Origin of the sequence: Undibacterium sp. Ji50W (assembly GCF_049340445.1) — a bacterium.
Taxonomy (GTDB): domain Bacteria; phylum Pseudomonadota; class Gammaproteobacteria; order Burkholderiales; family Burkholderiaceae_D; genus Undibacterium.
In genome coordinates, this window is sequence record NZ_JBMPOX010000007.1 from 193,634 (window position 1) to 218,826 (window position 25,193).

Consider the following 25,193-nt stretch of genomic DNA (forward strand, 5'->3'; position numbering starts at 1 on the left):
CAGATGAGTGGACTTCACTGTGGTGACTCCACTCAATAATCTATAACCCTCAATACTGAAAGTATTTTTTTACTCACACATACATGTTATGAAGAGAGTAAGTAATCATCAATCAAATAATTGCTTGACTACTAGGGGGATAAAGGGAGGCGCACTTAACCTTTCTCGCGTTTAGCATAGACAAGCTCATTTCTCTCTTCCCAATTTCACCGATGAAGCAGGATCTCCTGTCTTCATTTGATCCATCATGAATCAGTAAGGGAAGAAAACATGGCCAGCTATCATTGCAGCATCAAGAGTGGAAAAAGAGGAAAAGCAGCAAGTCACGCGGATTACATTGTTCGTGAAGGGCGACATGCCAGAGACGAGGAAACGTCTGACCTGATCGCCAAAGCTTATGGCAACTTGCCAGACTGGTCAGCCGACGATCCTAGATACTTCTGGAAGATGGCAGACAAACATGAACGTGTCAATGGTGCCGCTTATCGTGAATACGTCTTGGCTCTGCCGCAAGAACTATGTCGGGATCAGCAACTGGAAATTGTCAGAGAATTTATTGCTTCAGAAATTGGAAGCAAGCCGTACCAATTTGCAGTTCATTCACCTGTTGCGGCCCTGGGGAAAACTGAGCAGCCACATGCGCATGTAATGTATTCAGACAGGATAGATGACGGCATTGACCGACTACCCGAACAACATTTCAAACGGTACAATTCCGCAAATCCTGAATTGGGTGGATGTAAAAAGGATAGCGGCGGCAAAGATCGTATCGCAATGAAAGAGGCTCTCACGCAAACCCGCGCCACATGGGCGCAGATACAAAATTCTGCATTAGAGCAATCAGGGTATGATGTAAAGGTTGATCATCGTAGCAACAAGGACCGGGGCATAGAACGTGTTCCAGAAAAACACTTAGGATTCCTGGGTGTCAAAAAAATGTCTGCTGAAGAAAAACAATTGGTCAATAATCTCAGGCAGTCTGGCGGAAGTACGCAAACTCAGATGGTCCGTGTCACCCGCTAAAAAAGCACAGAAATATATCTTCGCGTTTCCATATCGGCGCTATTCCTGCTACTTGTAGCAGGAATAGCGGTCTTTCCAAAACTGACTGGTGAAAAATTGAGATATGGCATGCTTCAAAAAGCTACTTGTCGATAGCAGCCACAAGATTCCAAATATTATCAGACAAGCGGATGACTGGCACATCAAAGTCAAATCCGAATTGCCAGGTGATTACTGGCAGCATCGGATGTTGTGGTCGGATGGCAATCAATGCAGGCATTGAAAGAAGAAGGGATGTACTACAAGCAGGAATGAGGCTGACTGTTCAACGCAATTGGATCTGACAGTAAGGCCAGGTGACCTGATTTGATAGGGGCTACCAACGGGTAAAAGGATTCTGGTACAGACCATTAAAATCAATCCAGGTAGTTTTTCCATCGAAACATGGATTTCCATATTTGTCACACTGAAATAGGAAAACTTTATTTTGTTGTATCAACTGTTCAATGGCGGCATCCAGACGGCCTTTGGAACGCAAGGAATTTGGTCCTGTTTTCAAGATGATATTTTTCCTAACGGACCGCCATCCATGTGCGCCTACCTTATTAATCAGCCAGGACTCAAGTTCATTTGCATCACGCTCGACTTCGGGTATCTGTGGCAATGGCACAAATATGCGCTTGAATTCTTCAGCGTACCAAAAAACAATGTCAGATGCACTGTTCACATCTTTAAGCGAAATATCGCCAACGTTGCCTTCAAAATAGTGAAAAAGCGCCGCAATCCTTGCAATGTTCTCGGCCATCTTCGCAGCAAAATCCTTCATGTCGGCATAAAGGCCATAAGGTCCTAACTGTGCTTCAATATGATTATAGATTTCAATCCAACGGATTCCAGCGTCACAAGAAAATTTCAATGTAAGGCTGCCCACTTCAGTTGTGTCATTGGATTCGAGGATTTCCGTCAGACGCGCATTAAACGCATTAATGGGTTCTTCCAGAGGCAATTGATTTTGCAAAAACCTGGTGCCTTGTGTTGTGTACGGATGAGTCAAAAGACAGCGTGCAAAAAAACCGTTGCTTCGGGCAAGATCACCATATTGCGACAGGTATTTCTGAAACACCTTCTCTTGTACCATGAGAGTCATAGTAAGTCGTGCGTCTTCAAGGGTGAAGCTGACTGTACTGCGGCGTGCAACATCAATAGGCGTACCACTCCACAACGCGTTATAAATGGGGAGCCCTCCCTTCCCATAGCCGTCAAAGAAAATACCGCCCTCGTCAGCAAAAATGCCAGCAGACTTGCCATTTTCTGCCAGGCCATGTTGAAGTGCCTCTGGCGTCGTATCCGAATACAGCAACTTGATCTGGCTGGGAACATGTGGCTCACGCAGCAAAACCTCCGCAATTTTTTGCTCAAGTAATACTGTACATGCGCCCTGTTTTTTTTGTTTCTTGATTGCGGACGATACTGCTTTTACTTCTATTTTCCAAGCATTAAGTTCTGCAAAATGCTCATCCAATTTTTTACTGAATTTCTTTGCCAGCGCAATTTCATACTGGCGAATTGGTTTTGTAAAAAAAGAGTCGACTGTTGACTTACGTTCACCAGATTCGGCAATACCAATCAGATACAATGATACTGGACCTTCCATGCCGTTGGGGCGACGAACGACAATAATGCGTTGACAGGCAAGTGAAATGGCTGCCAATGCAGACGACGCCACCAGGCTAAGAGGCGCTTGCGTATTTGCCTTTACGGCGGATACAACGTTCTGCAATATTGGGGGCAATGAGCCAATGGGGAAATCTGGGCGGAAGTTCCGAATCAAATTTTTATCTTGTATATTCGTGTTGAAGCTATTCACAATTACACCTTCGCTTCCAAATGAATAGTCGGACGACTGGCCTGTATACGGGACTCAATCCAGTTGTCCACTTCGTACTCAATCCAGCCTACAGCATTTGCTCCGAGCTTGATCTGCTTGGGGAAAAGCGGATCAAAATGCGGACTTTTTTCATCCAATTTTTGATAAAGTGCAGACCTTGACAAGCCCGTACGGACCAGGACTTTTGCAAGGCGCAAAATAGATTTTAATTTCGGGATTTCGTTCACTTTGGGACCTCTTTGGTTTCGTTGAGAAGCGAAAGAATTTTCCAATATTTCATATGTTAAAAAAATGATGCAACTTCAAGACTTATTGCATCAACTATTTTTTTTGAACGGTAAGTCCTTGAATAAAAAAGTAATTGTGACTCAACTATTATTTGCAACTTTATTTCTTGGACGACCTTTGGGCGCGTCTTCATGCCGCAAAATCGTGGCACCTATTGCTGCATCATTACCGCTAAAGTGATACTTTTTCATCAGAATTTGTCTTATTTTCTCCCTGGTTATGTTTTCTTCTTTGGAATTAATATCCACGTCGGCAACTGCAATTAGCGCAGCAAGTTGTGAACTGTGATACGGGGGTTTGCCCTCTGACCTATTTTTAGTTTCTGCATTCAATTTTTGTGCGGGCTGCAACCTGTCAGGCTTGATGATATTTATGGAGCCTTGCAGCAATGACTCTGAACTAAAAAGAAACATTCTAGTTTGTGATTTGAGTTTTTTTAGTTGAACACGAATTTTAAGCTCTCTTGCCTTGATGCTGTCGCGCCGTATTTTCTGCGCCTCATGAGAATTGTCGCCCTGAATATAAAGGACTCTTAATTCTTCTCTGACTTCTTCGCTGCACTTCGTGTCTTTCCAAAAATCCTCATGCACCTCTACTAATCTCTGCAATTTCAATGGCCAGCTTTTCTTAACAATGTCACGATGCCCATTTAATGCCGGTGTCACACTGACCGTTGATTGACTTTCTAAAAACGCATGCAATTCGGCTGTAGAAATAAATACTTGCTCATCAGTGATTTGCAATGGTTCCAGAAACTGCTTATCCCAATAATCATGTTGTATGACATTTATGTTGTTGGTACAAAAAACCAGCTTAGGGGGTAGATCGGGTATCACCGTAACCGTTATAGGCTCTGGACCAGAATCATCAATAATAAGTTCATCTGGAACTACTTCTTCATCAACAGGAAGAGTCGATAACATTGAATCAATGAGCAGATACCCCATCTCAAAAACCTCCTGTTCAATCTTTTGGAAGTGAAGAAGATCAACACAATCGGAGGAATTCAGCAATAAATATTGCAAGTCTTTGACAATGTCGCCGGAACCTCTCTGCATCCTGCTGCCGAAGCGATTTGGCTTTAGAGCTGCGAATTTTGGTATCCAATCTCTTTGAACGGCATAAATCAAAACTTTGTGCTTTGGTATAGAGATACAAAATCTGAGCTTGCCCTCAGCCCCCAAATTCAGAAGCGTGCGCGTCTCCCATCCCAACTTTGCTGCTGCTTCTTTAAGGCTGCAAATCAATTTTTCAGGAAGCGGTCTGTCTGGTAACTTCATGTCATTAATCCGTTATTATTAAGTTACTGCATGTGTTATTAATATTTGCAAGGGTGTTGATGAATAATTGCCGCATCATAAGCAAGTGAAATGATACTTTGTACCAAGTACAACGCTTATTAGACTTGACGTCATTTAGTTACATATCAGGTTTTAGTAGACATTACAATTCACTCTGGCAATCATCTTTATATATGTCAATTGGCATAAATATGGATGCTAAATGTAGTAAGTCAGTAGCAGCCCAGATGTCTGAGTAAACTGATCTGCCAATGCTGTTTGATCTGCGCGCAATTGAATAATTGTCATTTTTATATTAACTACCTTTTAGAGTTTTAGGGCAATTTTATTGCTTTTTAATAAAAGAGCAGTGACTTGAAAATATTGCAATGCATTTTTTTATTTCGTTTATTTATCGATGAAATTGAAAATGCAGATGGATGCCAACTGACATATACTTGATTGCCATTTCGTATTCAGCTGATTGCTCATCAGCATTCAGATATATGTCAGAAAATAGCAAATCCAGAATTACCGTGCAAATCGCTACCAGTATCGCTTGCGAGATTCAAAACCAATTTTCCCAATTACACATTAATCGTGATGCGTTTTTAAATGATCTTTTGACTCAGGAAATTGAATTGTTAGAAACGGAAATGACATTCCGCAATTCTGATGAAGTTTACAAATCTATGAGTCAGAGAAAACTGATTCATAAGACTAAACTCACCATCACCCTTGACATAAGCTTAATAGAACGTATTAACCTGGTGCTTGAAAAAAAGAATATTGTGCGAGATTCATTCTTTAATCGCATACTTTTTTTTCTGATTGCGACACCTTCATTGTTGGAAAAATTAGCGATGAATCCGCCTAATCAGACAGTAAATGCATGCAATCCAATGGAGGGTGCAAAAACATTTCTGACAAATCCGTTTAATGAAATCCGCAAGCGAAACAAAGGATTGTTCTATACATTGACTTGTTTTCCTGATCGTGCAATTGCCCCGCAAGGACAAAATCTTTTTCTACTCAACACGGCGATTGACTCTGAAGCTGCCACCAAATTCGGCATATCCGCGAACACCGTCGAAGATGAAAAAACGCTCTTTAGCTCTAATCGCGAACAACACCCCCATCAGCAAAACGATGCACTAACCATTGCAGAGTTAGCAAGTAGGAAATTTAAACCATAGCCGATGCTGTATAAACGTGAGTATATTTCTTGAGTTGGTTTCTATTATTGGACAAGGCAGCCAGGGCGCTAGGAAACACCTATAGCTGTGCCAGGCAAAAGGCGGAGATAATTGCTTGGTTTTACAAAGTCGAATGCTGGCCAGCGGTGACTTGCCGATCGACTGCACACGCACTCACTACACTTTCCGCTTGGACCAGCAGCATAGCGTGGAGGTGCTAACTGCTCTCAGGAGACGACTGGGCCAGCAAGCAGATGATGTTCTGCCAAAAGGTTTGCTGTGCAAAGCGATCACGTATATGGGTAACCAAAGGAACTATCTGAACCGGTGTGCCGATGATTGCATTGACCCCATCTATAACAACGCCGTAGAGCATGGCATCCGCCCATTCATCGCAGGCAGAAAAACTAGGATGTTCATTGATGTACTAGCCGACACGCATGCCAGTGCAATATCTATAGTTTGATACCGACGTACCATATTTAGATAAATTTATTTAACGTAGTAAAAGAATTTCATATGTAAGTCAAATATAAATTAGCAAATTGCACACAATATTTTTAAGGGTACTTTTGCGGGTACCAATTCAATTCTTAATTTTAAATACCTTTAATATAAAGGGCTCTGATGCATTATTCAAGTCCACCTATCCCACCAGAATTTTCTGGCAGAGTAATCTGTTGGATACAAAAAACCCGCTTTTAGCCTTGTGCTTGAGCGGGTTTTTTGTTTGTTTTCACATCCAAAGTTTCGTGCTTTTTAGCCAAAGGGTATTTAAATACCAATAAATTGACCAATAGTCCTTATGCAGAAATAAAGTAGAATTCATTAGGCCACTCAATGAGTGGCACCCTATCCTAATTGACCTTGATGTCAAATCTCAGGAAAAAAATAAGATCGTCAGGTGAACAACATATTCATCGCGATTTATTTGCCCGGGAAATGCTTGAATCACCCATTTTAAAACTAATACTTAACTTGCAATGCACCAACAACATCCTGTGAATTTTCGTGATGTCAGCGATGCCTTGGGACTTTGGCTTGATGAGGTTCCGCTTCCACTTGGTCGCTTAATTCGTGGCGGTAAATTTGACGCCATGTCTACACTTGCAGATTTGGGTTTTCCCAAGACAATTATCAATTTACGTCAAGGGCCAGACCCACAACATCTTGATGCAAAACTGATACACCTTCCAGCTATTGATTCAGTTGAGAATTACGACACTAGCCATTCAAAGGTGCGGCGCTGGATTGCCTCGGTTCTGGGAACATTCGTTGATCCTGCGACTCAATGGCCAGTCTATATTCATTGCACCTCAGGGCGGGATCGCACAGGCGTCGTAGTTGCTGCCACATTGTTACTTATAGGCATCCCTAGAGAAATCGTTGTTGAGGAATTTTTGCTGAGCAGCGACGCCGAACGCAAATCTGTTTTACAGGCAATTGATGGATTGTGCAATCGTTCATGTAATCCGCTGATCGACCCACATAGACTGAAGCAAGCACTTTTTGGTGTGTAAATGGATGTATAGAGTGCGGCTTGTGCTACCAATTTTGATGTATGGTGGTCTCCAATTATGGCGGAAATGCTATCGCTTCAACCGTCTCTGTTCCGAACCACATCTCCAGCGTCTTCAATGCTGCAGCACTTAATTCCTGCGTGAAGATTAACGCAAGCCTCCGCTTTGGTCGTGAGCAAGCAACGTAGAAAAGATTTCTGTTCCGCTCGTAGGCGGCTTGTCGTTTGGCTGGTACGTGTTGCGAGTCCTGTGCCAACTCCAGCATTTCGTTGAAATTATATTGGTTCCAACCGCGTCCAACTACGACTAATACATTTTCAAATTGCGCACCTTTAACACCATGCTTCGTCTCAAACGGCGAATGCCCTGTTAAGTAATCAGAGAGGCTGACGATCTCAGCATATGGGACCGCGCGTAGTGCGTCAAGCTCCGATAGTCGACGCGGCATCTCTTCGCCTTTCGTTTTGTCAAATTCGTCTAAATCTTTATGTTGCTGTTCAAGGGATTCAGGCAATCTTGGACGTCGTATCTTTCGCAAATGATCGATGACATTACCAACTGCCCCTTGTGCCCTAAGTTTTAAAAGCTCGTCCATTGAGGACGCCCATGCAATCTTGTCAGCTTTAGTTTGTATTCCTGGAATCTTCCCGCCGAGTGCCTCAAACATCTTGCCAAATTTTCGCTCGCTATATGCAACACATGCGGGCTCCAACATAACGACAAAATAGGCGATGTAATCATTTTCCTTTTTTGCAAACGATTCGTTGTATTCAAAAATACCGGGTAGACTTGCATAGCCTTGTTCGGTAGCCAGTACCCGATGGGTCAGCATTAAAATTTTTGTTGTTGTGGCTGACAAATTCCACCCGTCACCTTTAAGCTGATTGCATACGCTTTCAAGAACAGTATGTGATACTTCGGTCGGTAAATCACCTTTCCAGTGATTACTCGACTGCCGCTCACCCATCCATTTGTTCGTATGAAATACTTTTACGCTACCTACATCCTCAGGTTTCTCAACCATTTGCTTTAACTCAGGTCGCATCCTATTTAGGCAATTAACGATGGCAGGAACAGATCGAAAATTTGCTTCTTTTCCGATCCGAACAATCGCTGGGTGATCGATCCGTCCGCAACCGTCGCCATAAATTTTTTGCCAAAAATCACCAAAGAAGCCAAACTGCGGCGACTGAGTTTGTCCCAGAAATTTGGTCTTCACTGCTTCGACCCAATCTGCATCAGTGTCCTGATATTCGTCGATGAGGACAACCGGATATTTATCTGCGAAGATACGTCTAAATTTCTCGTTCTCCATCAATGCGATGGTCAAAGGTAACACATCATCATGGTGGATAAAAACCCGGTCATCCTTTATGGATCTAAATCCAAGACTGTATTCAACCGTGCGATTTTGAATTGGGCCAACCTCCTCAAATTTCTCAGACCATTGTTTTAAAGTCGGCAATATAGAGCGAAGCTGCTTTTGGAAACCGCTAATAAGCGACCAACAAAATGCATGCGTCGTATCGCAATGAATCAAAGGGTCGCGATCTGTGCGTGTGACAATTTCATCTTTGGCAACATTGGTGAACGTAATACAAGCAATTCTTTGGTGATTTCTTGGCAGTTTAAACTCATCACGAGAACATAGAAAACGAAGAGCTTTAACTAATGAGTAGGTTTTTCCTGCACCGGCACCAGCTTCAAGCAGAAAAGATTTACCGCTCGTAAGGCAATCGTATACCGCGGCTATCGCCTGTTCGCTGGCAAGCTCCGCTGGGCTCTTATTTATGGATGTCATTTCTTCACCTTCTGAACGACCTTGACGACAGGCTGTGCCGCTGCTGGTTTCGCCGACGCTTTTAAAGTGGGTTTCGCCACCATTTTCGCAACAGGTGCCGAGATCGCAGGATCTGGGACTGGAGCTGTCGCACCAGCGGCGGCGTGGACAAGTGCCGGGTTCGCCGTTCCGGAAATATCAATCGCAGCCAGCCACTTAACGCCATCCACGAGGTATCGAGGTGCGACCCAGATTGTTTCCTTGATTGCATACTTCAGTGCAAATTCTGACTTTTTCACTTTACTCGCCAGGGCCATTGCGCTGGCTTCCAATTCGTCTGAGGTTGATCCGGCGACGCCGAACGTAACACCATTTGCCAACATAAAGGCATCTTCGAATGTTCGCCCACACGGACCCTTGACGACTTCAGGATGCTGAAAGGCGATTCGCCTTTTCCTACATAATTTTTCGGCTTCTGTCTTCGCTAATAACCCTGTAATCGACATATCGGAGCCATCGAACCACGATTTTAGGCATGCATTGCTCGTAGCCCCGCCTTTGTGTACTTCACATGCTGAGCCACCGGGCTTCTCAACTGAATCGATATCCGTGATGATGAGGGAACGCAGCTCAAGGAAATCAAGTAGCTCAAAAAAGATATGGGCATAGGCACCGCCTACTTCCATAACCGTCGTATATTGACTCGACAACTTGGGCGCTTTAGGATCGGCGTCCTCCAGTTTCTTGATAATCGTTGGAAGCATCAGACGCTCACTTAGCCCTTCAACCAAAATTGCCTTATCAGCAAAAAAAAGATCGCAGCGAGTCAAAGTTAGGTATTGATGTAGGAACTTCTTGTCATCAGGAGTCGTTGTCTTGAGTCCCTGCCGGAAATCCTTGATTTTGGTCTGTCGCACTCCGGCAGCAGTGTCGGCTTGCGTGGAAAGGAAGTAACGAATTGATTCAAATCCCGCTTCATTGGCAACATGTGAAGAATGGGTTGAAACAACAAACTGTACAGGCCAAGGCTCTGCGTCCGGTTGCTGAGCGTTCAGTTTCTGGGCGATGAATAAAAGCTGCCTGATGAACACTTCCTGCATTTGTGGATGAAGATGCGCCTCAGGTTCCTCAATGAAAACAAGATGTACACCTGCTGCTTTAGGGTCAGCTCGATACGATTTGTAAAAGCCAACAATTTGAAGAAGTATAAAAATCAAATTTCGTGCACCTAGGCCGTTGTAAGCCTCAGGTAACGGCACGCCACTGTAACCTTCGTATCGCACTTTTGTATGATTTGATAGCAGGCGTTTTACATCAAGCGTGGTTTCGGTTTGAATCTCGGGACCGCCGAGGCCTGGATATCCGAACTCTGCGAAAGTCGGCAGCAACTGTTTTAGCTTACCATTGAAGTCAGTATCAATACCAACCTGAATGGTTCGGACCGCGTCTTGAAGACCTTCGGCAATTGCTCGGTCCTCTGCTCTCGCGGTAGGCGATTGAGCAGTAGTGAAGAGGCTCTCCAGAACCTTTGCCAAAACATCAGTTTCCTTGTAGGTCACATCATCCAAGCCACGCTGAGCGTTAACAAAACCCGTTTTCAGCAATGGCCGCAGCGCCGTGTGTGGCAGCACTTTACGATTGGATTGATCGCTCGGGTCTTCAGCCCATAAGAGCGTTTCGAAGTGGCCAGGAATACGCTCACGTAGTGCCCGAAAAAACTTGACGCGTGACTCCGGCGTTAGCGGGGCAGCGGGCTGCCCCTCGAAGAATGCGTCAATGCCGCCTGCACGAAGTTCATAGCGCACCACGATCAATGCCTCGTCAGAGGCCGGTTCGAGGTCGATTACAAATTCGCTCAGCGGGCCAAGAGGAATCGCATTGTCATAGCGAAAGAAGAGTTTCAGTTCGATGCTTGGGAGAAGACTGCGGATTTCCACGTCTTCCTTCCCATCATTTTTTGCTTTTAGGGCTTCGCAGAATCCGTCGTACGATACATTGGAGAAATCTTCGATTTGGAACGTCAGTTTGGAGTCCATCAAAAATCGTCGCACCACCTCTGCCGCAGAAGTTTTACCACTATTATTGCGTCCGACGATGACGGTACTATCTTTCTCCAATGCCAACTCTACGTCAGCCAACAGACGGAAATTTCTGATCGTCACTTTGTGAATGTGCATTGCCCCACCCAATTTTAATTTTTGTGCGTGAGATATGTTACGCCCGGACGGACATGACCGGCAAACATGTTTTTTGTCAATGCTCTAAAAACTGAGTCGGTATGCCCAAGACCGCTCAGTACGTCAAGGACGACCCCCATGAGGTTACAAAAACTTGTACTGATTTACTTTAAGAATTAAAACAACCTCACGCACCTACGGACTATGTACCTTTAGGTTTGAACAATCTTAATGAATTTGGCCGCCAATGTTTGAAGCTCCAGTACATCCGATTTTGAATGCGAACGCATTGCCCAGAATTTCGGAGCATTCCATTCCATGGAGCGGTCAGCACCTTTACCTCTTTGTGTAATGAATCCCCAGAACCAGAGATCATCCCATACAAGCATCTGCTCTGGCTGCCCTTTGGCGAATTCTTGAATGTGTTCGTTTATACGACGAAATCGCACATCAACGCTTTCTCCTTGCAGACCAAAAATGAATGCTATCACCGCATCAACTGGCAAATAAATACGCTCGTCCTTGCCGATGTTTCTAGCTAGCCGTCGTCCATCCCGAAAGATGTGCAACCGTCTTGTGTCCGACCGATGGATGTTGATGACGTTCTTGACGAACAGCGCCGCCGTTTTATGCCCCCATCCTTTATGCGCCACAAGACCAGTGTAAAGGTCGGTCAGCGGCTTCCCTGTGTCCTTGCCAAGGAATCGGCAAAATGCGCTAAGCCTGGTATCGTTCGAGTGACGATAGTGATCGTGAAGTTTCTGCCAAAACTCCGCCAAGTAATCAAGGTTTGGCTGTGATTGTGTGTTCGCTATTCCGTATAACAGCGCATTCAAGCGATCACCGGCATTACTGCAACCGCCTAGCATATTCATCCATTCCTCCATCTGGAAATTAATACTCCAGTGGTGATGTTCCTCTAGGAATGCAAATATCTTCTGAAGCTTCTTATGATCAGTCAACATGAGCCACCCCAAGTGGTCCATAAAGGCAGTCTTGATTTGTTCTTTACAAAGCGTATTGGCATGCGCAATCCAAGGAAAAGGTAAGCTGAAATTGACGCCCGGACAGGTCCATCTTCAGATTTAAAAATGCAAATCAGCTTAAGCCAAGATGACCTTTTTTACAATATTTTTTATGTACAAAAAAACACAAACAATGAATAAAATTCATCTTACTCTGACTCTATCACCCAAAGAAATTTTTGAACTATTGTTCGTGAATACTACTCATGTTGACCATCTGGGGTAGTCAATGTTGAAACGCAAATGACAATATTAGGGGGCTGTCACATCAGAATTTAGTGCTCGATATTTACCATAAATACAACATCTTAATAAAAAGGCCCCACCTTTGAATTAACAATGCAGTACCATGCCTAACTAAAATTTACCTACTTAACATGTCTTCGTAAGCCATGCTCAATACCCTCGAAGTAGAGTCCACTCTGACCGACCGTTACCAAACCTGAACCCGTGCGCCGCGCCTTGAAGCTGGATAAACGTGACAAACTCCATTGCAGCATTCGTGCTGACGGTGCTGTTGTGATTACTCGTGCGGTTGACGTGCAACAAGAAGACCCTGCTCTTGCGCCATTCTTGAATTTCCTCGCCAAGGATATTGCCAGTCATCCTGAGCAAATCAAGGCGATGGATAGTCACTTGCGCCAGCGTATTCAAAACCTGGTTGGCGAAATAGAAGTGGATCTTGAGCCGTCTTTGTCTGATGATGACGAATGAAGTTGACTTCCAAACTACCTACAATGTCACATCAAAATTTCACCCTGCTTGATAGCTGTCCTTATTATTCGTAATAAAGAAATTCAGCAAACCAAGCAACCCTGCACAGGCCTTGCGTGTAATGAAATTGAAGCTTTCATTTGCGCCCTCAATACGACGAATAGCTGCCAGCGCCAGCCTGCTTGGATATTCTTGCCGTAGGCGTTGCTAACTCCCCTCCCCCGCCGGTTTCCCCGTATGACTAAAGAACTGCACACCTATCTGTTCCGACAAGGTTTCGCTGGCTTGGATCAGGCGTTGCAGCAGGTCGCTCAGGTAGAGGCTGCCGCCGACCAGGTCTGCTTCTGGTGTCAGCGCCTGCAATTCATCGGCTAGTGCTGCCAGTTGTTCGGTGCCAGCGGGGCCGCGGCCTGGTGCCATTTGCTGCAAGGTCTTGAGGATGCCGTTGACCTGGAACACGATGGAGCGGGTATTGCTTTCATCCAGCAGCAGCAGATCAAGTAAAGGCAACCATTCTGGCCGCGCCTGGTAGCGCGCGCGGTAGGTGATGATGCTATCTGACAGCAGCAACATCCATTCCAGGTCGCCACCATCCATGGCCAGTCCGCGCCGCAATATCTGGCACTGGAATTGCAGCCGTTCCAGCCGTCGCCCCAGCGACATGAAACGCCAGCCCAGGTCGCGACTCATGCCATCCATTGCATAGCCGGACATCAGCATGGCGGTTTCGGTGGCGTCGTCCAGTCGTCGCATCGCTTCGGCCTGGGATGGTTGCTCTTCGACGGCTCTGTCCTGCCGCATCTTGCTGATCGCACGCCAGTTATCGAGCGAAATACGTTCGCGCAACTGGCTGGCGCCGCGGTACAGTTGCTGCTGTTGCTGCACCAGCCCCGGCACATCCGGCGACACCACGGCCCGCAGCAGCGCTGATTCGATTTCGGCATCGGTCAACATTGCGGTCGGCTGCACCGGTGCACCAGTGACATCAGTTGGTTCGGGTGGAGCGATCAGCCAGTACCATTGGCACAGGCCGGTCATGGCTGCCCATTCGGCACCGCGATCATCCGGCCGGACCTGGAAAAGAAAATTGAGGGTGACGCGCAGCAACCTGGCAATGTTGTCGCAACGTTCGGTGTTGCGACCAAACCAGTGCAGGTTTTCTGCCACCCGGCTTGACAGATGGGTGTCGTCGCGCACTGGCTCGCGCCGCTCGGCATTACCGCGCTCCTGATGTGGCAGGTCTTGCTGAGCCCTGGCCTGGACCCAGGTATCCTTGCTGCCGCCACCTTGCTGCATGGTGATCACGCGCGCATCTGGCCCGGTGGCCACGCGGGTCAGCCCGCCTGGCATGACGACATAGCCCTTGGGCGTGGCGCAGGCGTATACACGCAGGCCCGTGGCGCAGGGGTACAAGCCGGGCCGGGGGGACTCTTTCCAGACCGGTGCCTGCGACAGCCGCACCAGTTCTTGTGCCACATAATTGCCGGGGTTGGCGCGCAACTGCCTGATCAGCAAAGCGCGGGCCTCGCCGCGCTGGTCGGCACCAAACACCGTCCCCTGACGCAGTTGAGGAAACGCCGGTTTGATCACCAGGCTGTCGAGGCGGCTGACTACTGTATCCAGCGCGGCTGCTTCGCCACACCACCAGGTCGCCACCGACGGCATCTTTAGCGGTTCGCCCAGCAGGCGCTGGCACAACGACGGCAAAAAGCCCAGCAATGCACCCGATTCCAGCAAGCTTGATCCCAGACTATTGGTCACCAGCACGGTACCGCGCCGGACGGCGTCGGTCAGGCCAGCCACGCCCAGCGCGGAGTCGGCGCGTAGCTCCAGCGGATCGCAGAAATCGTCATCGACCCGGCGCACGATGACGTGCACGCGCTGCATGCCGGACAGGGTCTTCAGCCAGACCATGCCGTTGCGCACCGTGAGGTCGCCGCCTTCCACCAGCGGCAGGCCCAGATAGCGCGCCATATAGGTATGTTCGTAATAGGTTTCGTTATGCGGGCCAGGGGTCAGCAGCACCATCAGTGGCGGCTCGCCCGCACGCAGCCCTGCACCGGCGCTGCGCCTGCCCCAGTGCGCCAGGCTGTCGCGCATGGTGTCAAAAAAACCTTCGAGCTTGCGCACCTTGAGGTCACGCAGCAGGTCGGGGAAGATGCGGCCGATGACGGCGCGGTTTTCCAGCGCGTAGCCAGCGCCGGAAGGTGCCTGGGTGCGGTCGCCCACCACCCACCAGCGGCCGTCGGGCGCGCGTGCCAGGTCCAGCGCATAAAAGTGCAAGGCGATGTCACCCTGATGACGTATGCCCTGGCAGGGCCGCAGAAAGCCGGCATGGCCGTGTACCAGCGCTGGTGGCAACAAGCCTTCGGCCAGCAGGCGCTGCTCGCCATAGACATCGAGCAGGATGCGATTGAGCAAGGTGGCGCGCTGTACCACTGCGGCCTCTACCTGTGCCCATTCTTCATACGGCAAAATCAGCGGCAGCACGTTCAGGTCCCATGGCCGCTGCATGCCCTTGGCATCGGCGTAGACGTTGTAGGTGACACCGTTCTCACGTACCTGGCGCTGCACTACCTCAATGCGCTGGCGCATCATGGCCGGGGATTCAGCAGCCAGACTGTCGAGCATGGCGCGCCAGTGCCCACGCGGCCGCAAGCTCGCTTCCATCATTTCGTCGTAGCTGCCGGGTGTGCCTGGATAACCTGCCAGTAATGTGTAGTCCATGCGTCTCCTGTTCTGCTTTTTAGTTAGGACTTACGCAAAACCGCCCCAGCTGCGTTGCAGCTCCTAGCCGTACTATTCGTACTGTCTTCGTCGCTACGCCTTGCTGGGACGATTGTGCGTAAGTCCTATTAGTTTTGCATTTTAGTTTTTCTTTTAGCCCGGCTGCCAGCGTAAGTCCAGCGTCATCGGGAAGCTGGGATTGGGCGCTTCGCGCAGCACCGTCATCGGTCCTGGCGTATGTCCATAGGCCCAGAACCGGGCGAAGCGGCGGGCCTCGGCAGCGTTGGCGTTGACTGGCGACCCACTCTCGGCACGGCCACCCGGATGGCTGACATGATAGGTGCAGCCACCCACCGCGCGCCCGCTCCAGCTATCGACCAGGTCGAAAGTCAGCGGCGCTTGCACTTTGATGCTGGGATGCAGCGCCGACCACGGGCTCCAGGCGCGGAAGCGCACGCCGGCGACGTATTCTCCTGGCACGCCGGTCGGATGCAGGGGTAGCATGCGGCCATTGCAGGCGACCACGTGGCGACCATCCGTCAGGCCTCGCACCAGCAATTGCATGCGTTCGACCGACGAATCGACATAGCGTGCGGTGCCGCCGGTGCTCATTTCTTCGCCCAGCACATGCCATGGTTCGATCGCCTGCCGCAGCTCCAGTTCGACGCCCTGGTAGACTACCGTGCCGTAACGCGGGAAGCGGAATTCGATGAAGGGGTCAAACCAATGATCTTCAAAAGCGTAACCCGCCTCGCGCAGGTCGCGCGCAACATCACGAATGTCCTGCGCCACCACATGCGGCAACATCCAGCGGTCGTGCAGTGCCGTACCCCAATGCACCAGCTTGGCCTGGTAAGGCTGACGCCAGAAGCGCGCCACCAGCGCCCGCAGCAACAGCATTTGCAGCAGGCTCATGCGTTCGTGCGGTGGCATTTCGAAGGCACGGAATTCCACCAGGCCAAGACGGCCAGTTGGCCCATCTGGCGAATACAGCTTGTCGATAGAGAATTCGGCACGGTGGGTGTTGCCAGTCAGATCGACCAGCAGGTTGCGCAATAGCCGGTCGACCATCCACGGCTTATCGCCCGGATGCAGCGTGGGCAGCAACTGGTCCATCTGCTGGAAAGCAATCGCCAGTTCATACAAATTATCGTCGCGCGCTTCGTCAACCCGCGGTGCCTGGCTGGTAGGGCCGATGAAGGTGCCAGAGAACAGGTAAGACAGCGATGGATGGTTTTGCCAATAGGTGATCAGGCTCTTCAACAAATCGGGCCGCCGCAGCAAGGGGCTGTCTTCGGCGGTGGCGCCGCCCAGTGTCGCATGGTTGCCGCCACCAGTGCCGGTATGGCGGCCATCGACCATGAATTTTTCCGTGCCTAGCCGACACAGGCGCGCCTCTTCATATAAGGTGGACATGTTGTAGACCAGCTCCTTCCAGCTGGCTGCCGGATGGATATTTACTTCGATCACACCAGGGTCGGGCGTTACGCTCAGCAACTTGATGCGTGGGTCGCGTGGCGGTGGATAGCCTTCTATCCACAGTTTCATCTTCAGCAGCGCGGCTGTGTTTTCGACTGCCGCTACCAGCGCCAGATAGTCCTCGACCCGTGTCAGCGGCGGCATGAACACGTGCAAGCGGCCAACGCGCACCTGTACGCACAGCGCAGTATGGATCACGTCACGCGGTGCCAGTTTGGACGTGGCCCCGGCTTGCTGGTCTGCCTTAACTTGCTGTTCTGCCTTAACTTGCTGTTCTGTCTTAACTTGCTGTTCTGCCTTAACTTGCTGTTCTGCCTTAACTTGCTGTTCTGCCTTAACTTGCTGTTCTGCCTTAACTTGCTGGTCTGCCTTAACTTGCTGGCTGGCCTTGATTTGCTGACCAGCCTTGGTAGCGGCCACGTTCAGCCCGGGCTGCTTGTCGTACAGCGGCGGTGACAATGCATCGCGCGGCGCGAAAGGATCACGATCGAAGACCGGCTCTTCGTCTTCCGGCATCACCCATGGCAAGGCATTCAGTGGCAGGCGCAAGCCCATGGGCGAATCGCCATCCAGCAGATACAGATGCTCGCGCTTGAGCGGCCAGCGCGAGGTGCGCCACAGGGTGCCCATGGCGAAAGACTGGTCGGTCGGTTCCGGCTTAAGCGGCAGTACATAGCCGACCACCGCTCCCAAACCCGTCTGCAACAGGCGCGACAGGCGGCGTCGTTCATCGGCCTGGTCCAGGTCAACGCTCAGCGGATCAAGATTGACCGGTAGCGTCTGCTCACGCCGGGCCTGCTGCAGTACATCTTCATACGCCGGCAGATGGCTGTCGGCAGGCAGGCGCAGCGCGCGTGCCAGTGTTGCAGCGAAGCGTTCGGCGTCCGCTGGGCCATAGCCATCGTTGACCTGCTCATCGGCGAACAGACTGGCGTCCAGCCACATCGGCTGGCCGTCCACACGCCAATAAATATTCAATGCCCAGCGCGGCAGCGGCTCGCCCGGATACCACTTGCCCTGGCCGTAGTGCAACATGCCGCCGGGTGCAAAATGGTTCTTCAGACGGTGCATCAGTTGGCCCGCCAGGCGGCGCTTGTCATCGCCGTGGGCTTCGGTGTTCCACTGGGCCCCATCCATATCGTCGATCGACACAAAGGTCGGTTCGCCCCCCTGCGTCAGGCGCACGTCCTGATGTCTCAGGTCGGCATCGACCTGTTCACCCAACTGGTCTATCCTTTGCCAGTCTGCGTCCGAGTAGGGCTTGGTCACGCGCGGGTCTTCATGGATGCGGGTGATCGTCATCTCATGTTCAAACGTTACTTCGGCTTCGTCGGTGTAGCCAGTGACCGGTGCCGCCGACGATGGCAAGGCAGTACACGCCAGTGGAATATGGCCTTCACTGGCCAGCATGCCAGAGGTCGGATCGAGGCCGATCCAGCCAGCGCCCGGCACATATACTTCGGCCCATGCGTGCAAGTCAGTGAAATCGACGCTGGTGCCGCTGGGGCCGTCCAGCGCTTCCTGATCGGCCCGCAACTGGATCAGGTAGCCCGATACGAAACGGGCCGCCAGGCCGACGTCGCGCAAGATCTGCACCAGCAACCAGCCGCTGTCACGGCAAGAGCCGGCAAGTAATCCCAGTGTTTGTTCGGGGGTCTGCACGCCAGGTTCCATGCGCAACTGATACGCAATATCAGCCTGCAGTCGCTGATTGATGGCGACCAGGAAATCGTTGGTGCCCATGGCTTCCTTGAGCAGGTCGCTGCGCATCTGCTTCACCCATTCCTGACGCAGTACGCCGGGCTCTTCGTTCTGCAAATAGGGGCCAAGTTCGGCCTTGAGCTGGGCAGGATACGCGAACGGGAAGGTCTCGGCATATTTCTCGACGAAGAAATCGAAGGGGTTGATGACCGTCATGTCGGCCACCAGGTCGACGGTAAATTCCAGCCGGTCAGCCTTTTCGGGGAACACAAAGCGACCAATATAGTTGCCATACGGGTCTTGCTGCCAGTTGATGAAGTACTGTTCTGGCGCCACTGTCAGCGAATACGACAGGATGGGGGTACGGGCATGTGGCGCCGGACGCAGGCGCACTTCATGGGGTGACAACGCAACCAGGCGATCATAACGGTAGCTGGTTTTGTGGTGTAGCGCGACTCGGATTGCCATGCGGAGACCTTTGGATGAGTGAGGGCGACCCTGTCAATCTAGCAGGATCTATGCCATTGGCGCAAGAAAATCCACTGCTGCCAGCAATGTGTAATGCACTCTGCCCGCCCAGTACACCCTATGCTGGTGCGGCACGCACCGAGATCGCCCACAAGGGCTCATGCCAACGGTGTCACCGTGACGCTGACCTGCAGTTCGTGGGCACCACCACCCAGCACCACACCGCGCATTGGGGTGACATCGCTGAAATCGCGCCCCCAGCCCAGGGTCAGATGTTCGCTCTGCACCAGGCAACGGTTGGTCGGATCGAAATCGACCCAGCCCAGCTCCGGGCAAAATACAGACACCCAGGCATGCGAGGCATCTGCCCCGATCAGCCTTGGCTGCCCTGCCGGCGGATGGGTCTGGATATAGCCGCTGACATAGCGTGCCGGCAGGCCAAGGCTGCGCAGGCCGCCTATCATCAGTTGGGCGAAGTCCTGGCACACGCCGCGCCGGCCAGCCAGTACTTGTTCGAGCGGCGTAGCGATGTCGGTGGCGTTACCGTCAAATTCGAAATCATCGAAGATGCGACTGGTCAGGTCCAGCGCAGCGTCCAGTAAGGGCCGGCCCGGGGTGAAACTGGTCCGCGCATACTGCTCCACTGCCGCATTCCAACGCACATGGGGGGACTCAAACAAATAGCTACAGGCGTCGAGTATGGCCGGCTGGCGCGACTGTTGCACCATGTCGCGCACGGTTTCCCAGCGCGGTGAGACGGCAATCTGTGCTATGCCGGGACGGGCTGCCAGCGCAATGGTCGACTCGGCCAGAACACGCAGCACCTTGTGTGGCGTGGTCACAGTAAAGCGGCGGATGGCGTTGCCGAAGAAATCAACCCCGTCAACGCCCTCGTCTACACCCGGATCGACCAATACATTGTGCGATTCGGTTTGCTGCACGGCAAAACAGCGCGGTGCCATGTGCAGCAACTGCTGCGACAGGGTCACCAGGCTCTGGTAGGTGTAGCGGGTTTCATGCACCACGCTGTAGCGCAACATGGGCGCAGTGCGGGCCACGGTTGAATTCATGGCAAATTGAGTAAGAAGCAAAAGACGTACTGTAGCATGCCTGGTCACGTTTAACGCGCAAGTAGGTAGAAGCATTGACTGCTCAGGTTGAAGCCTTGCGGCAAAAAAACCCGGTGAATTATGTCAGCAAGAACGCCAGTAAACGTCTGGCTACGATCAACAAGCTGATGTACGCGCTGATACCGCAAGACCCTGCGCGCAGTTAATACCGGCAAGGTAATACTCTGGGTGATGCGCACAGCAGCAAAGGATGCAAGAGACGACGGCGAATATTCAACTCCACAAAAATGGCCGGAAGTTAGTATTCAGCCCGGTCGCCCACGACCACATGCTGTTGCAGAAATGAATGAGGCAGCATAGCTTGCTGCCTCTGGGAACGACTATGTCAACACTATTAGAACATGACCTTGCCGGACAACATGAAGCTGCGCGGTGCTTGCCATTGATATTGATCCAACGCCACCGTAGCCCCCGTCGAGATAGAGGTGACTTTCCGGCTGTCAGTCAAGTTATAGAGGCTTAACTGAATCTTAATTTTTTGCAATATAGAACCGATATGATCGAAAGTATAGGCGACATTAAGATCAGTGTTGTCGTAGGCACTGATCTTGTAGGCGGCGGGTTCGCCGTTCTGTGCATATTGCTGCCCAACAATCTTGTAGATCATCGAAGCATTCCATGGTCCTTGATTGTATTGCAGCCCAAGTGCAGCGGTCATGTCAGGCGACTTGGAAATCGACCCGGTACCGGCACTATTTCCATCCTTGAATTTGGCGCTGTTCTTAGAATAGTTAGCATACGCTGACCATCCAGAACCAAGCAAATAAGCACCTTCGATTTCAAAGCCTTTATAAACCGTCCCACCCTGATTAAAGAATACAGTCTGACCAGCCACTGTGCTCGAACCGATCTGGTTGTTAAAATCAATGTAATACAGGTCAGCAGCAACAGTGAAGCGTTCAGATTTATGAACCACGCCAATCTGGTAGTTCGTCGTGGTCTGTGGGTCTGGTGTGTTCGCTGGTGTCACCACTTGCAATGCGGTACCCAGAACAGGTGTCTGCATGCCCTTGGCATATTGGGCATAAATAGAATTTTCTTTATCTACAGCATGATTGACCGTCAGGAACGGGAGTGAGGCTTTATAGGTTTCCGAGAAACTGGCCGCGACACTTGAACCCTGATTTTTAACAGCGTCAACACTGCGCTTAAAATTCATGTATTTGATACCAGGTGTTACTGTCGTTTGTTCCGATACTGCCCATTCAAATTCTACAAAAGGCTGGTACTGGGTCCAACTGGAATTTTGGTTGAATTTAGTACCTTTGCCAGCAAAAGTCGGGTCAAGGTAGGTCATGGTAGTCATGTCCAGGCCATACTGATGACGGCGGGTATCGGAATTTTCCAACCACAGACCGGCACGCAACAGACCGGCATCAAACTGCTTGGTCGCCTTGAAGATGTCCCCATTGACGCGGTAATGGTTTAACTTGTCATAACCTAACACACCACCAACGGGTACTTTCGCGCCAGAATACGAACTGGCATTGGTTCCCGCGCCTGCTGCAATTATGCCGGCACCCAGATAACCGGTTGCATCAAACCCGGCGAAGGTGGCATTGTCGTAGTAGTAGCTGTACAGGTTATTGTCAGTCTGAAAACCATTGCCCCAATTCGTCTGCAAACGGAGATATTCCATATCCGTTTTTTTGTGAACGGTGTTGTAGCCGTAGTAGCCTTGACTGGTAGGGTCATTGTTCAGACTGTAGTTCTTGCCGAACAGAGCAGCCTGTGCAAGGGTTGCACCAGAAGCAGAATCAGGCAATTTCGTTTTGATGTCGTTATACGTGGCAAAAACAGTCATGCGTGTGTTCTGGCCAAGCTTCTGGGCATACTTGATGACGAGATTGGATCCGTCCATCGTGTTGTAGGTCAGATAGCCATCACTCTTGATGTTCTGTACATTCAATTGCAAGGTGGCGTCGTTGTCGCCTAACTTGCCGCTCTCGAAGGCGATGCCAAACAGATTGGTGTTCCAGCCGCCGCGCGAATAGTAAAGTTCGGTAGAACGATTTGCAGATGGTGTCTTGGAATACAAATTGATGCTTCCACCATACGTGGCCTGACCGAGGTTGCTGGCATTGCCAGGACCACGCTCCACTACCACACCGCCGATCACTGCCGCCGGAAAATAAGCCGTGGAATGGTGAGTAGGATCGTTAGTATCACCAAACGGGATACCGTCCCAAGTTACGTTGTATTGCGCATCCTGAAAGCCACGCAATACGGTTTTAGTGTCCGATGTACCAGGGCCATTTGGAGAAGGTTGTGTCGATGCACCTGGCGCTATACCGGCGATCGTATTGAAGTTACCAGTAGGTGCTACCGATTGTTCGATGAATGCGCGCGAAATGATGGACTGCGGCTGAGTGGCCAACAAGTTGACCTGAGTAGGCGCAACAGCGGAGATCGAATTAGGTTTAGCAGAGATTTCGACCACTTGACTAGCGCCACCCTGTGTACCGACGGTTCCCAGGTTAACCTGGTCCTGTGGCTGAGTCTGAGTCTGCGCTTGAACAAGCTGTATAGCAGAACACGACAAGAACAAAATAGAAATAGCTTGTCCAATAACTGAAGTTCGCTTCCGAAATTTAAAAATGCATGTCATGAAATATCTCTGGTTGGGTTTGTGATGTGTAAAACGGCTCTCCCGGCCATGCTAACAACCAACTATGACGCCTTTATTACGTGACGAATCTCATAGGCATGCTCATATCCATGAAGCTGGCAGTTTCAACCCGTGCCGACTTATCACAGACCTTGCAACAATTAACCTGACCAGTATGTACGCAGAGTTAGCGATAACTAAGCGATAACTCTGCGATAACGTAAGGGCTCAGTCGTTGAAACTACGCAGCGACAGGCTCGACGTGTCGTTCATATGGAGGATGTTGCAGGATTACAAATCACAACTCAAAAGGGTTTGGGCGTATCGTGCAACGCAAAGCTACTTGCCCAATATCCCTCATGTCTTCTTAGTGTCATAAATGTGTCTTATCATGCGTGCGCTATTTATGTAGTTTCCACGCAAAAGAGATGTGGGCGTTTTTTTACGGATACATTTCCGGCCTGTATCACCATGTTTATTTGCAATGGATTTATAGACACACATTCATCATGCTTGATTGATATAAGCAAGTGACAGACGTAGGCATTCACATTTCTGGAATCGTATGAAAAAATATTTTAATGTATTCCTGGCGGCAGTATTAAGTATTGGCGTGGTCCTCTCTCCAATAGCAAGTGCAAAAGAAGGCCAACCATACATCACCTCGAAAGATTTTGATTTAAGCAAGTTCCTTGCTCCACCACCGGCAATAGATTCTTTAAAAATGAAAGAGGAACTTGCCGAAGTTCTGGGTCTACAAGTCACACGTACCACCGATATGGCGGCACGGGCACAAGCTGATGCAGTAGAGAATATCTGGCGCTTCACTGAAGTTATAGGAGCAGACTTTACACTTGAAAAGCTGCCCAAACTGAATGCTTTATTCATCCGGGTCCTGGCATCCGAAGGGCCTATAACTGATCCAGCGAAAGAATTCTGGAGGCAACCGCGCCCTCACCAGTATAGTGATCTGGTCAAACCTGTAGTGAATCGTTCCAAATCATTTTCTTACCCTTCTGGTCATGCTACCGCAGGGACGTTGATGGCCGTGCTTTTGGCAAACATGCTCCCCGAAAAGAAAACCGAAATCATGCAAAGAGGCGTTGAATATGCGAATAACCGCCTTATCGCGGGTATCCATTTTCGCTCAGACATTGAAGCAGGGAAAATAGCAGGTGCATTGATCGCCGCGAATTTGATGAGCCGTGCCGATTTCACTGCGGACTTTGCAATAGCAAGAAGCGAATTAAGAAATGTGCTGGGACTGCCCGCAACACCAACGGCGATCGTGGCACGTACAGAAAAATAAAATGCCAGTATGGGTGCCGAAGATTAATTCCTTAGCGATATAAAGCCTGGCTGAATGTAAACTTTGTCAGCCTGGCTTTCCAGCTTGTCATACCTATCAGTTCAGACTACCTACACCACCACATCGGAATTTCACCCTGGTGGATAGCCACCCTTGTTGTTCGCAATAAAGGCATTCAACAAACCAAGCAAGCCTGTACTGGCATTGCGCGTGATGAAATTGAAGGTTTCATTGGTGCCGTCGATATGATGAATATCTGCCAGCGCCAGGTCGCCATCACAGCCCTTGCCGTAGATGCCACACAGGTATTTGTTGCTGACATCGCCTTCGGCGAAGGCGTCGACATCATCTTCGGCGAAGGCGTCGACTTTGTGGTTTTTTATCAGCCTATTGACGATGTACTCTTGCGCGTCTGGCTGATCCTCAAGAACAAGCTCATCAACGCATTTTATCGTACAGCGGGGGTAGTAACGCGCATTGGCGTCGATGTGTGCCGTTGAGCCACGGGTCACGACTATCGTTTTTCCAGCCACGGTTTCGTAGTCATCAAACGCTGCTTTGTCGGCGCTGCGCACCAGCAGTGATCTTTGTACCTGGAAATAAGGGTCACTCCATGAACCGCCCGGTCCCACATGCCGGTCATCACGTTGCTGGACGCCGGCTGCGGCGATGTCGCATAGATTTTCGTTCGGCATGGTCCAGATGTCGTCGAAGTCATGCTCTATCCAGACGATGTCCAGCCCCAGTCCATGGGCAAATTTTTCCAGGAAGGTGATGTCATAGCCAATGGGCTTACCGTCTTTGTTTTTGTGGCAGACTGGCGCGAATCCGCCATAGGTGCAGACCGTCAATTTACCAAGGCTCATGGTAGTGAGCGCCGTTGCATTGTTTGTCATCTTGT

General features: G+C 50.0%; 18 protein-coding genes. 7 read left to right on the plus strand and 11 right to left on the minus strand.

Annotation, left to right across the window (positions count from 1 at the left end; all coding sequences use genetic code 11):
- The first annotated feature begins 270 nt into the window (after positions 1-270).
- On the plus strand, positions 271-1,023 hold the full coding sequence (locus ACO0K9_RS13130) for a MobA/MobL family protein (RefSeq protein ID WP_422985555.1): 753 nt from the start codon (positions 271-273) through the stop codon (positions 1,021-1,023).
- A gap of 355 nt (positions 1,024-1,378) precedes the next feature.
- Here ACO0K9_RS13130 and ACO0K9_RS13135 read toward each other — a convergent pair whose 3' ends face one another.
- The 3 genes from ACO0K9_RS13135 to ACO0K9_RS13145 form a co-directional block, all read right to left on the minus strand.
- Complete coding sequence (locus tag ACO0K9_RS13135) at positions 1,379-2,869, minus strand: YfjI family protein (RefSeq protein WP_422985557.1); 1,491 nt, start codon at positions 2,867-2,869, stop codon at positions 1,379-1,381.
- A 2-nt stretch (positions 2,870-2,871) separates the two neighbouring features.
- Positions 2,872-3,117, minus strand: coding sequence for a helix-turn-helix transcriptional regulator (locus tag ACO0K9_RS13140; RefSeq protein WP_422985559.1), 246 nt, complete (start codon positions 3,115-3,117; stop codon positions 2,872-2,874).
- 141 nt (positions 3,118-3,258) lie between these two features.
- Positions 3,259-4,458, minus strand: coding sequence for a hypothetical protein (locus ACO0K9_RS13145; RefSeq protein ID WP_422985561.1), 1,200 nt, complete (start codon positions 4,456-4,458; stop codon positions 3,259-3,261).
- Between the two features lie 506 nt (positions 4,459-4,964).
- On the opposite strand from ACO0K9_RS13145, the gene ACO0K9_RS13150 reads away from it, so the two are divergent.
- The 3 genes from ACO0K9_RS13150 to ACO0K9_RS13160 all read left to right on the plus strand — a co-directional run bounded on the left by ACO0K9_RS13150 (position 4,965) and on the right by ACO0K9_RS13160 (position 7,174).
- The gene (locus ACO0K9_RS13150) at positions 4,965-5,654 is read left to right on the plus strand and encodes a hypothetical protein (RefSeq protein WP_422985563.1); all 690 of its coding nucleotides are present in this window, start codon (positions 4,965-4,967) and stop codon (positions 5,652-5,654) included.
- Between the two features lie 133 nt (positions 5,655-5,787).
- Positions 5,788-6,120, plus strand: a complete 333-nt coding sequence (locus ACO0K9_RS13155; RefSeq protein ID WP_422985565.1) for an IS66 family transposase — start codon at positions 5,788-5,790, stop codon at positions 6,118-6,120.
- Between the two features lie 517 nt (positions 6,121-6,637).
- A complete protein-coding gene (locus ACO0K9_RS13160; protein ID WP_422985567.1) occupies positions 6,638-7,174 on the plus strand; it encodes a tyrosine-protein phosphatase in 537 nt (178 codons plus the stop codon).
- 55 nt (positions 7,175-7,229) lie between these two features.
- On the opposite strand, the gene ACO0K9_RS13165 is transcribed toward ACO0K9_RS13160, so the two are convergent.
- The 3 genes from ACO0K9_RS13165 to ACO0K9_RS13175 all read right to left on the minus strand — a co-directional run bounded on the left by ACO0K9_RS13165 (position 7,230) and on the right by ACO0K9_RS13175 (position 12,096).
- Complete coding sequence (locus tag ACO0K9_RS13165) at positions 7,230-8,975, minus strand: UvrD-helicase domain-containing protein (protein WP_422985570.1); 1,746 nt, start codon at positions 8,973-8,975, stop codon at positions 7,230-7,232.
- A complete protein-coding gene (locus ACO0K9_RS13170) occupies positions 8,972-11,131 on the minus strand; it encodes an ATP-dependent nuclease (protein WP_422985572.1) in 2,160 nt (719 codons plus the stop codon). The genes ACO0K9_RS13165 and ACO0K9_RS13170 overlap by 4 nt, the downstream gene beginning before the upstream one ends.
- A gap of 212 nt (positions 11,132-11,343) precedes the next feature.
- Complete coding sequence (locus ACO0K9_RS13175) at positions 11,344-12,096, minus strand: hypothetical protein (RefSeq protein WP_422985574.1); 753 nt, start codon at positions 12,094-12,096, stop codon at positions 11,344-11,346.
- A gap of 510 nt (positions 12,097-12,606) precedes the next feature.
- Here ACO0K9_RS13175 and ACO0K9_RS13180 point away from each other — a divergent pair.
- Positions 12,607-12,870 (plus strand): type II toxin-antitoxin system PrlF family antitoxin, encoded by a 264-nt coding sequence (locus ACO0K9_RS13180; protein ID WP_422985576.1) that lies wholly within the window; start codon positions 12,607-12,609, stop codon positions 12,868-12,870.
- 207 nt (positions 12,871-13,077) lie between these two features.
- Here the strand turns inward: ACO0K9_RS13180 and ACO0K9_RS13185 are convergent, their stop codons facing one another.
- From ACO0K9_RS13185 to ACO0K9_RS13195, 3 genes are all read right to left on the minus strand, one after another.
- Positions 13,078-15,597 (minus strand): circularly permuted type 2 ATP-grasp protein, encoded by a 2,520-nt coding sequence (locus tag ACO0K9_RS13185; protein WP_422985578.1) that lies wholly within the window; start codon positions 15,595-15,597, stop codon positions 13,078-13,080.
- Between the two features lie 153 nt (positions 15,598-15,750).
- Positions 15,751-19,245: a transglutaminase family protein gene (locus ACO0K9_RS13190; protein WP_422985580.1), complete on the minus strand. Its 3,495-nt coding sequence runs from the start codon at positions 19,243-19,245 to the stop codon at positions 15,751-15,753.
- Between the two features lie 158 nt (positions 19,246-19,403).
- On the minus strand, positions 19,404-20,315 hold the full coding sequence (locus ACO0K9_RS13195) for a transglutaminase family protein (RefSeq protein WP_422985582.1): 912 nt from the start codon (positions 20,313-20,315) through the stop codon (positions 19,404-19,406).
- Positions 20,316-20,389: 74 nt separating this feature from the next.
- Between ACO0K9_RS13195 and ACO0K9_RS13200 the strand changes: the two genes are divergently transcribed.
- Complete coding sequence (locus ACO0K9_RS13200; protein ID WP_422985584.1) at positions 20,390-20,521, plus strand: type II toxin-antitoxin system YhaV family toxin; 132 nt, start codon at positions 20,390-20,392, stop codon at positions 20,519-20,521.
- 188 nt (positions 20,522-20,709) lie between these two features.
- Here the strand turns inward: ACO0K9_RS13200 and ACO0K9_RS13205 are convergent, their stop codons facing one another.
- Positions 20,710-22,983, minus strand: a complete 2,274-nt coding sequence (locus tag ACO0K9_RS13205; protein ID WP_422985586.1) for a TonB-dependent receptor — start codon at positions 22,981-22,983, stop codon at positions 20,710-20,712.
- Between the two features lie 565 nt (positions 22,984-23,548).
- Here ACO0K9_RS13205 and ACO0K9_RS13210 point away from each other — a divergent pair.
- Positions 23,549-24,292 (plus strand): acid phosphatase, encoded by a 744-nt coding sequence (locus ACO0K9_RS13210; RefSeq protein ID WP_422985588.1) that lies wholly within the window; start codon positions 23,549-23,551, stop codon positions 24,290-24,292.
- A 131-nt stretch (positions 24,293-24,423) separates the two neighbouring features.
- On the opposite strand, the gene ACO0K9_RS13215 is transcribed toward ACO0K9_RS13210, so the two are convergent.
- Positions 24,424-25,188: a substrate-binding periplasmic protein gene (locus tag ACO0K9_RS13215; RefSeq protein ID WP_422985590.1), complete on the minus strand. Its 765-nt coding sequence runs from the start codon at positions 25,186-25,188 to the stop codon at positions 24,424-24,426.
- Positions 25,189-25,193: the final 5 nt, after the last annotated feature.

Coding starts and splice junctions, on each gene's coding strand:
- ACO0K9_RS13205 (WP_422985586.1), bottom strand. CDS start 22,983: ATGACATGCATTTTTAAATTTCGGAAGCGAACTTCAGTTATTGGACAA.
- ACO0K9_RS13150 (WP_422985563.1), top strand. CDS start 4,965: ATGTCAGAAAATAGCAAATCCAGAATTACCGTGCAAATCGCTACCAGT.
- ACO0K9_RS13190 (WP_422985580.1), bottom strand. CDS start 19,245: ATGGCAATCCGAGTCGCGCTACACCACAAAACCAGCTACCGTTATGAT.
- ACO0K9_RS13195 (WP_422985582.1), bottom strand. CDS start 20,315: ATGAATTCAACCGTGGCCCGCACTGCGCCCATGTTGCGCTACAGCGTG.
- ACO0K9_RS13130 (WP_422985555.1), top strand. CDS start 271: ATGGCCAGCTATCATTGCAGCATCAAGAGTGGAAAAAGAGGAAAAGCA.
- ACO0K9_RS13170 (WP_422985572.1), bottom strand. CDS start 11,131: ATGCACATTCACAAAGTGACGATCAGAAATTTCCGTCTGTTGGCTGAC.
- ACO0K9_RS13210 (WP_422985588.1), top strand. CDS start 23,549: ATGAAAAAATATTTTAATGTATTCCTGGCGGCAGTATTAAGTATTGGC.
- ACO0K9_RS13175 (WP_422985574.1), bottom strand. CDS start 12,096: ATGTTGACTGATCATAAGAAGCTTCAGAAGATATTTGCATTCCTAGAG.
- ACO0K9_RS13185 (WP_422985578.1), bottom strand. CDS start 15,597: ATGGACTACACATTACTGGCAGGTTATCCAGGCACACCCGGCAGCTAC.
- ACO0K9_RS13160 (WP_422985567.1), top strand. CDS start 6,638: ATGCACCAACAACATCCTGTGAATTTTCGTGATGTCAGCGATGCCTTG.
- ACO0K9_RS13145 (WP_422985561.1), bottom strand. CDS start 4,458: ATGAAGTTACCAGACAGACCGCTTCCTGAAAAATTGATTTGCAGCCTT.
- ACO0K9_RS13155 (WP_422985565.1), top strand. CDS start 5,788: ATGCTGGCCAGCGGTGACTTGCCGATCGACTGCACACGCACTCACTAC.
- ACO0K9_RS13165 (WP_422985570.1), bottom strand. CDS start 8,975: ATGACATCCATAAATAAGAGCCCAGCGGAGCTTGCCAGCGAACAGGCG.
- ACO0K9_RS13215 (WP_422985590.1), bottom strand. CDS start 25,188: ATGACAAACAATGCAACGGCGCTCACTACCATGAGCCTTGGTAAATTG.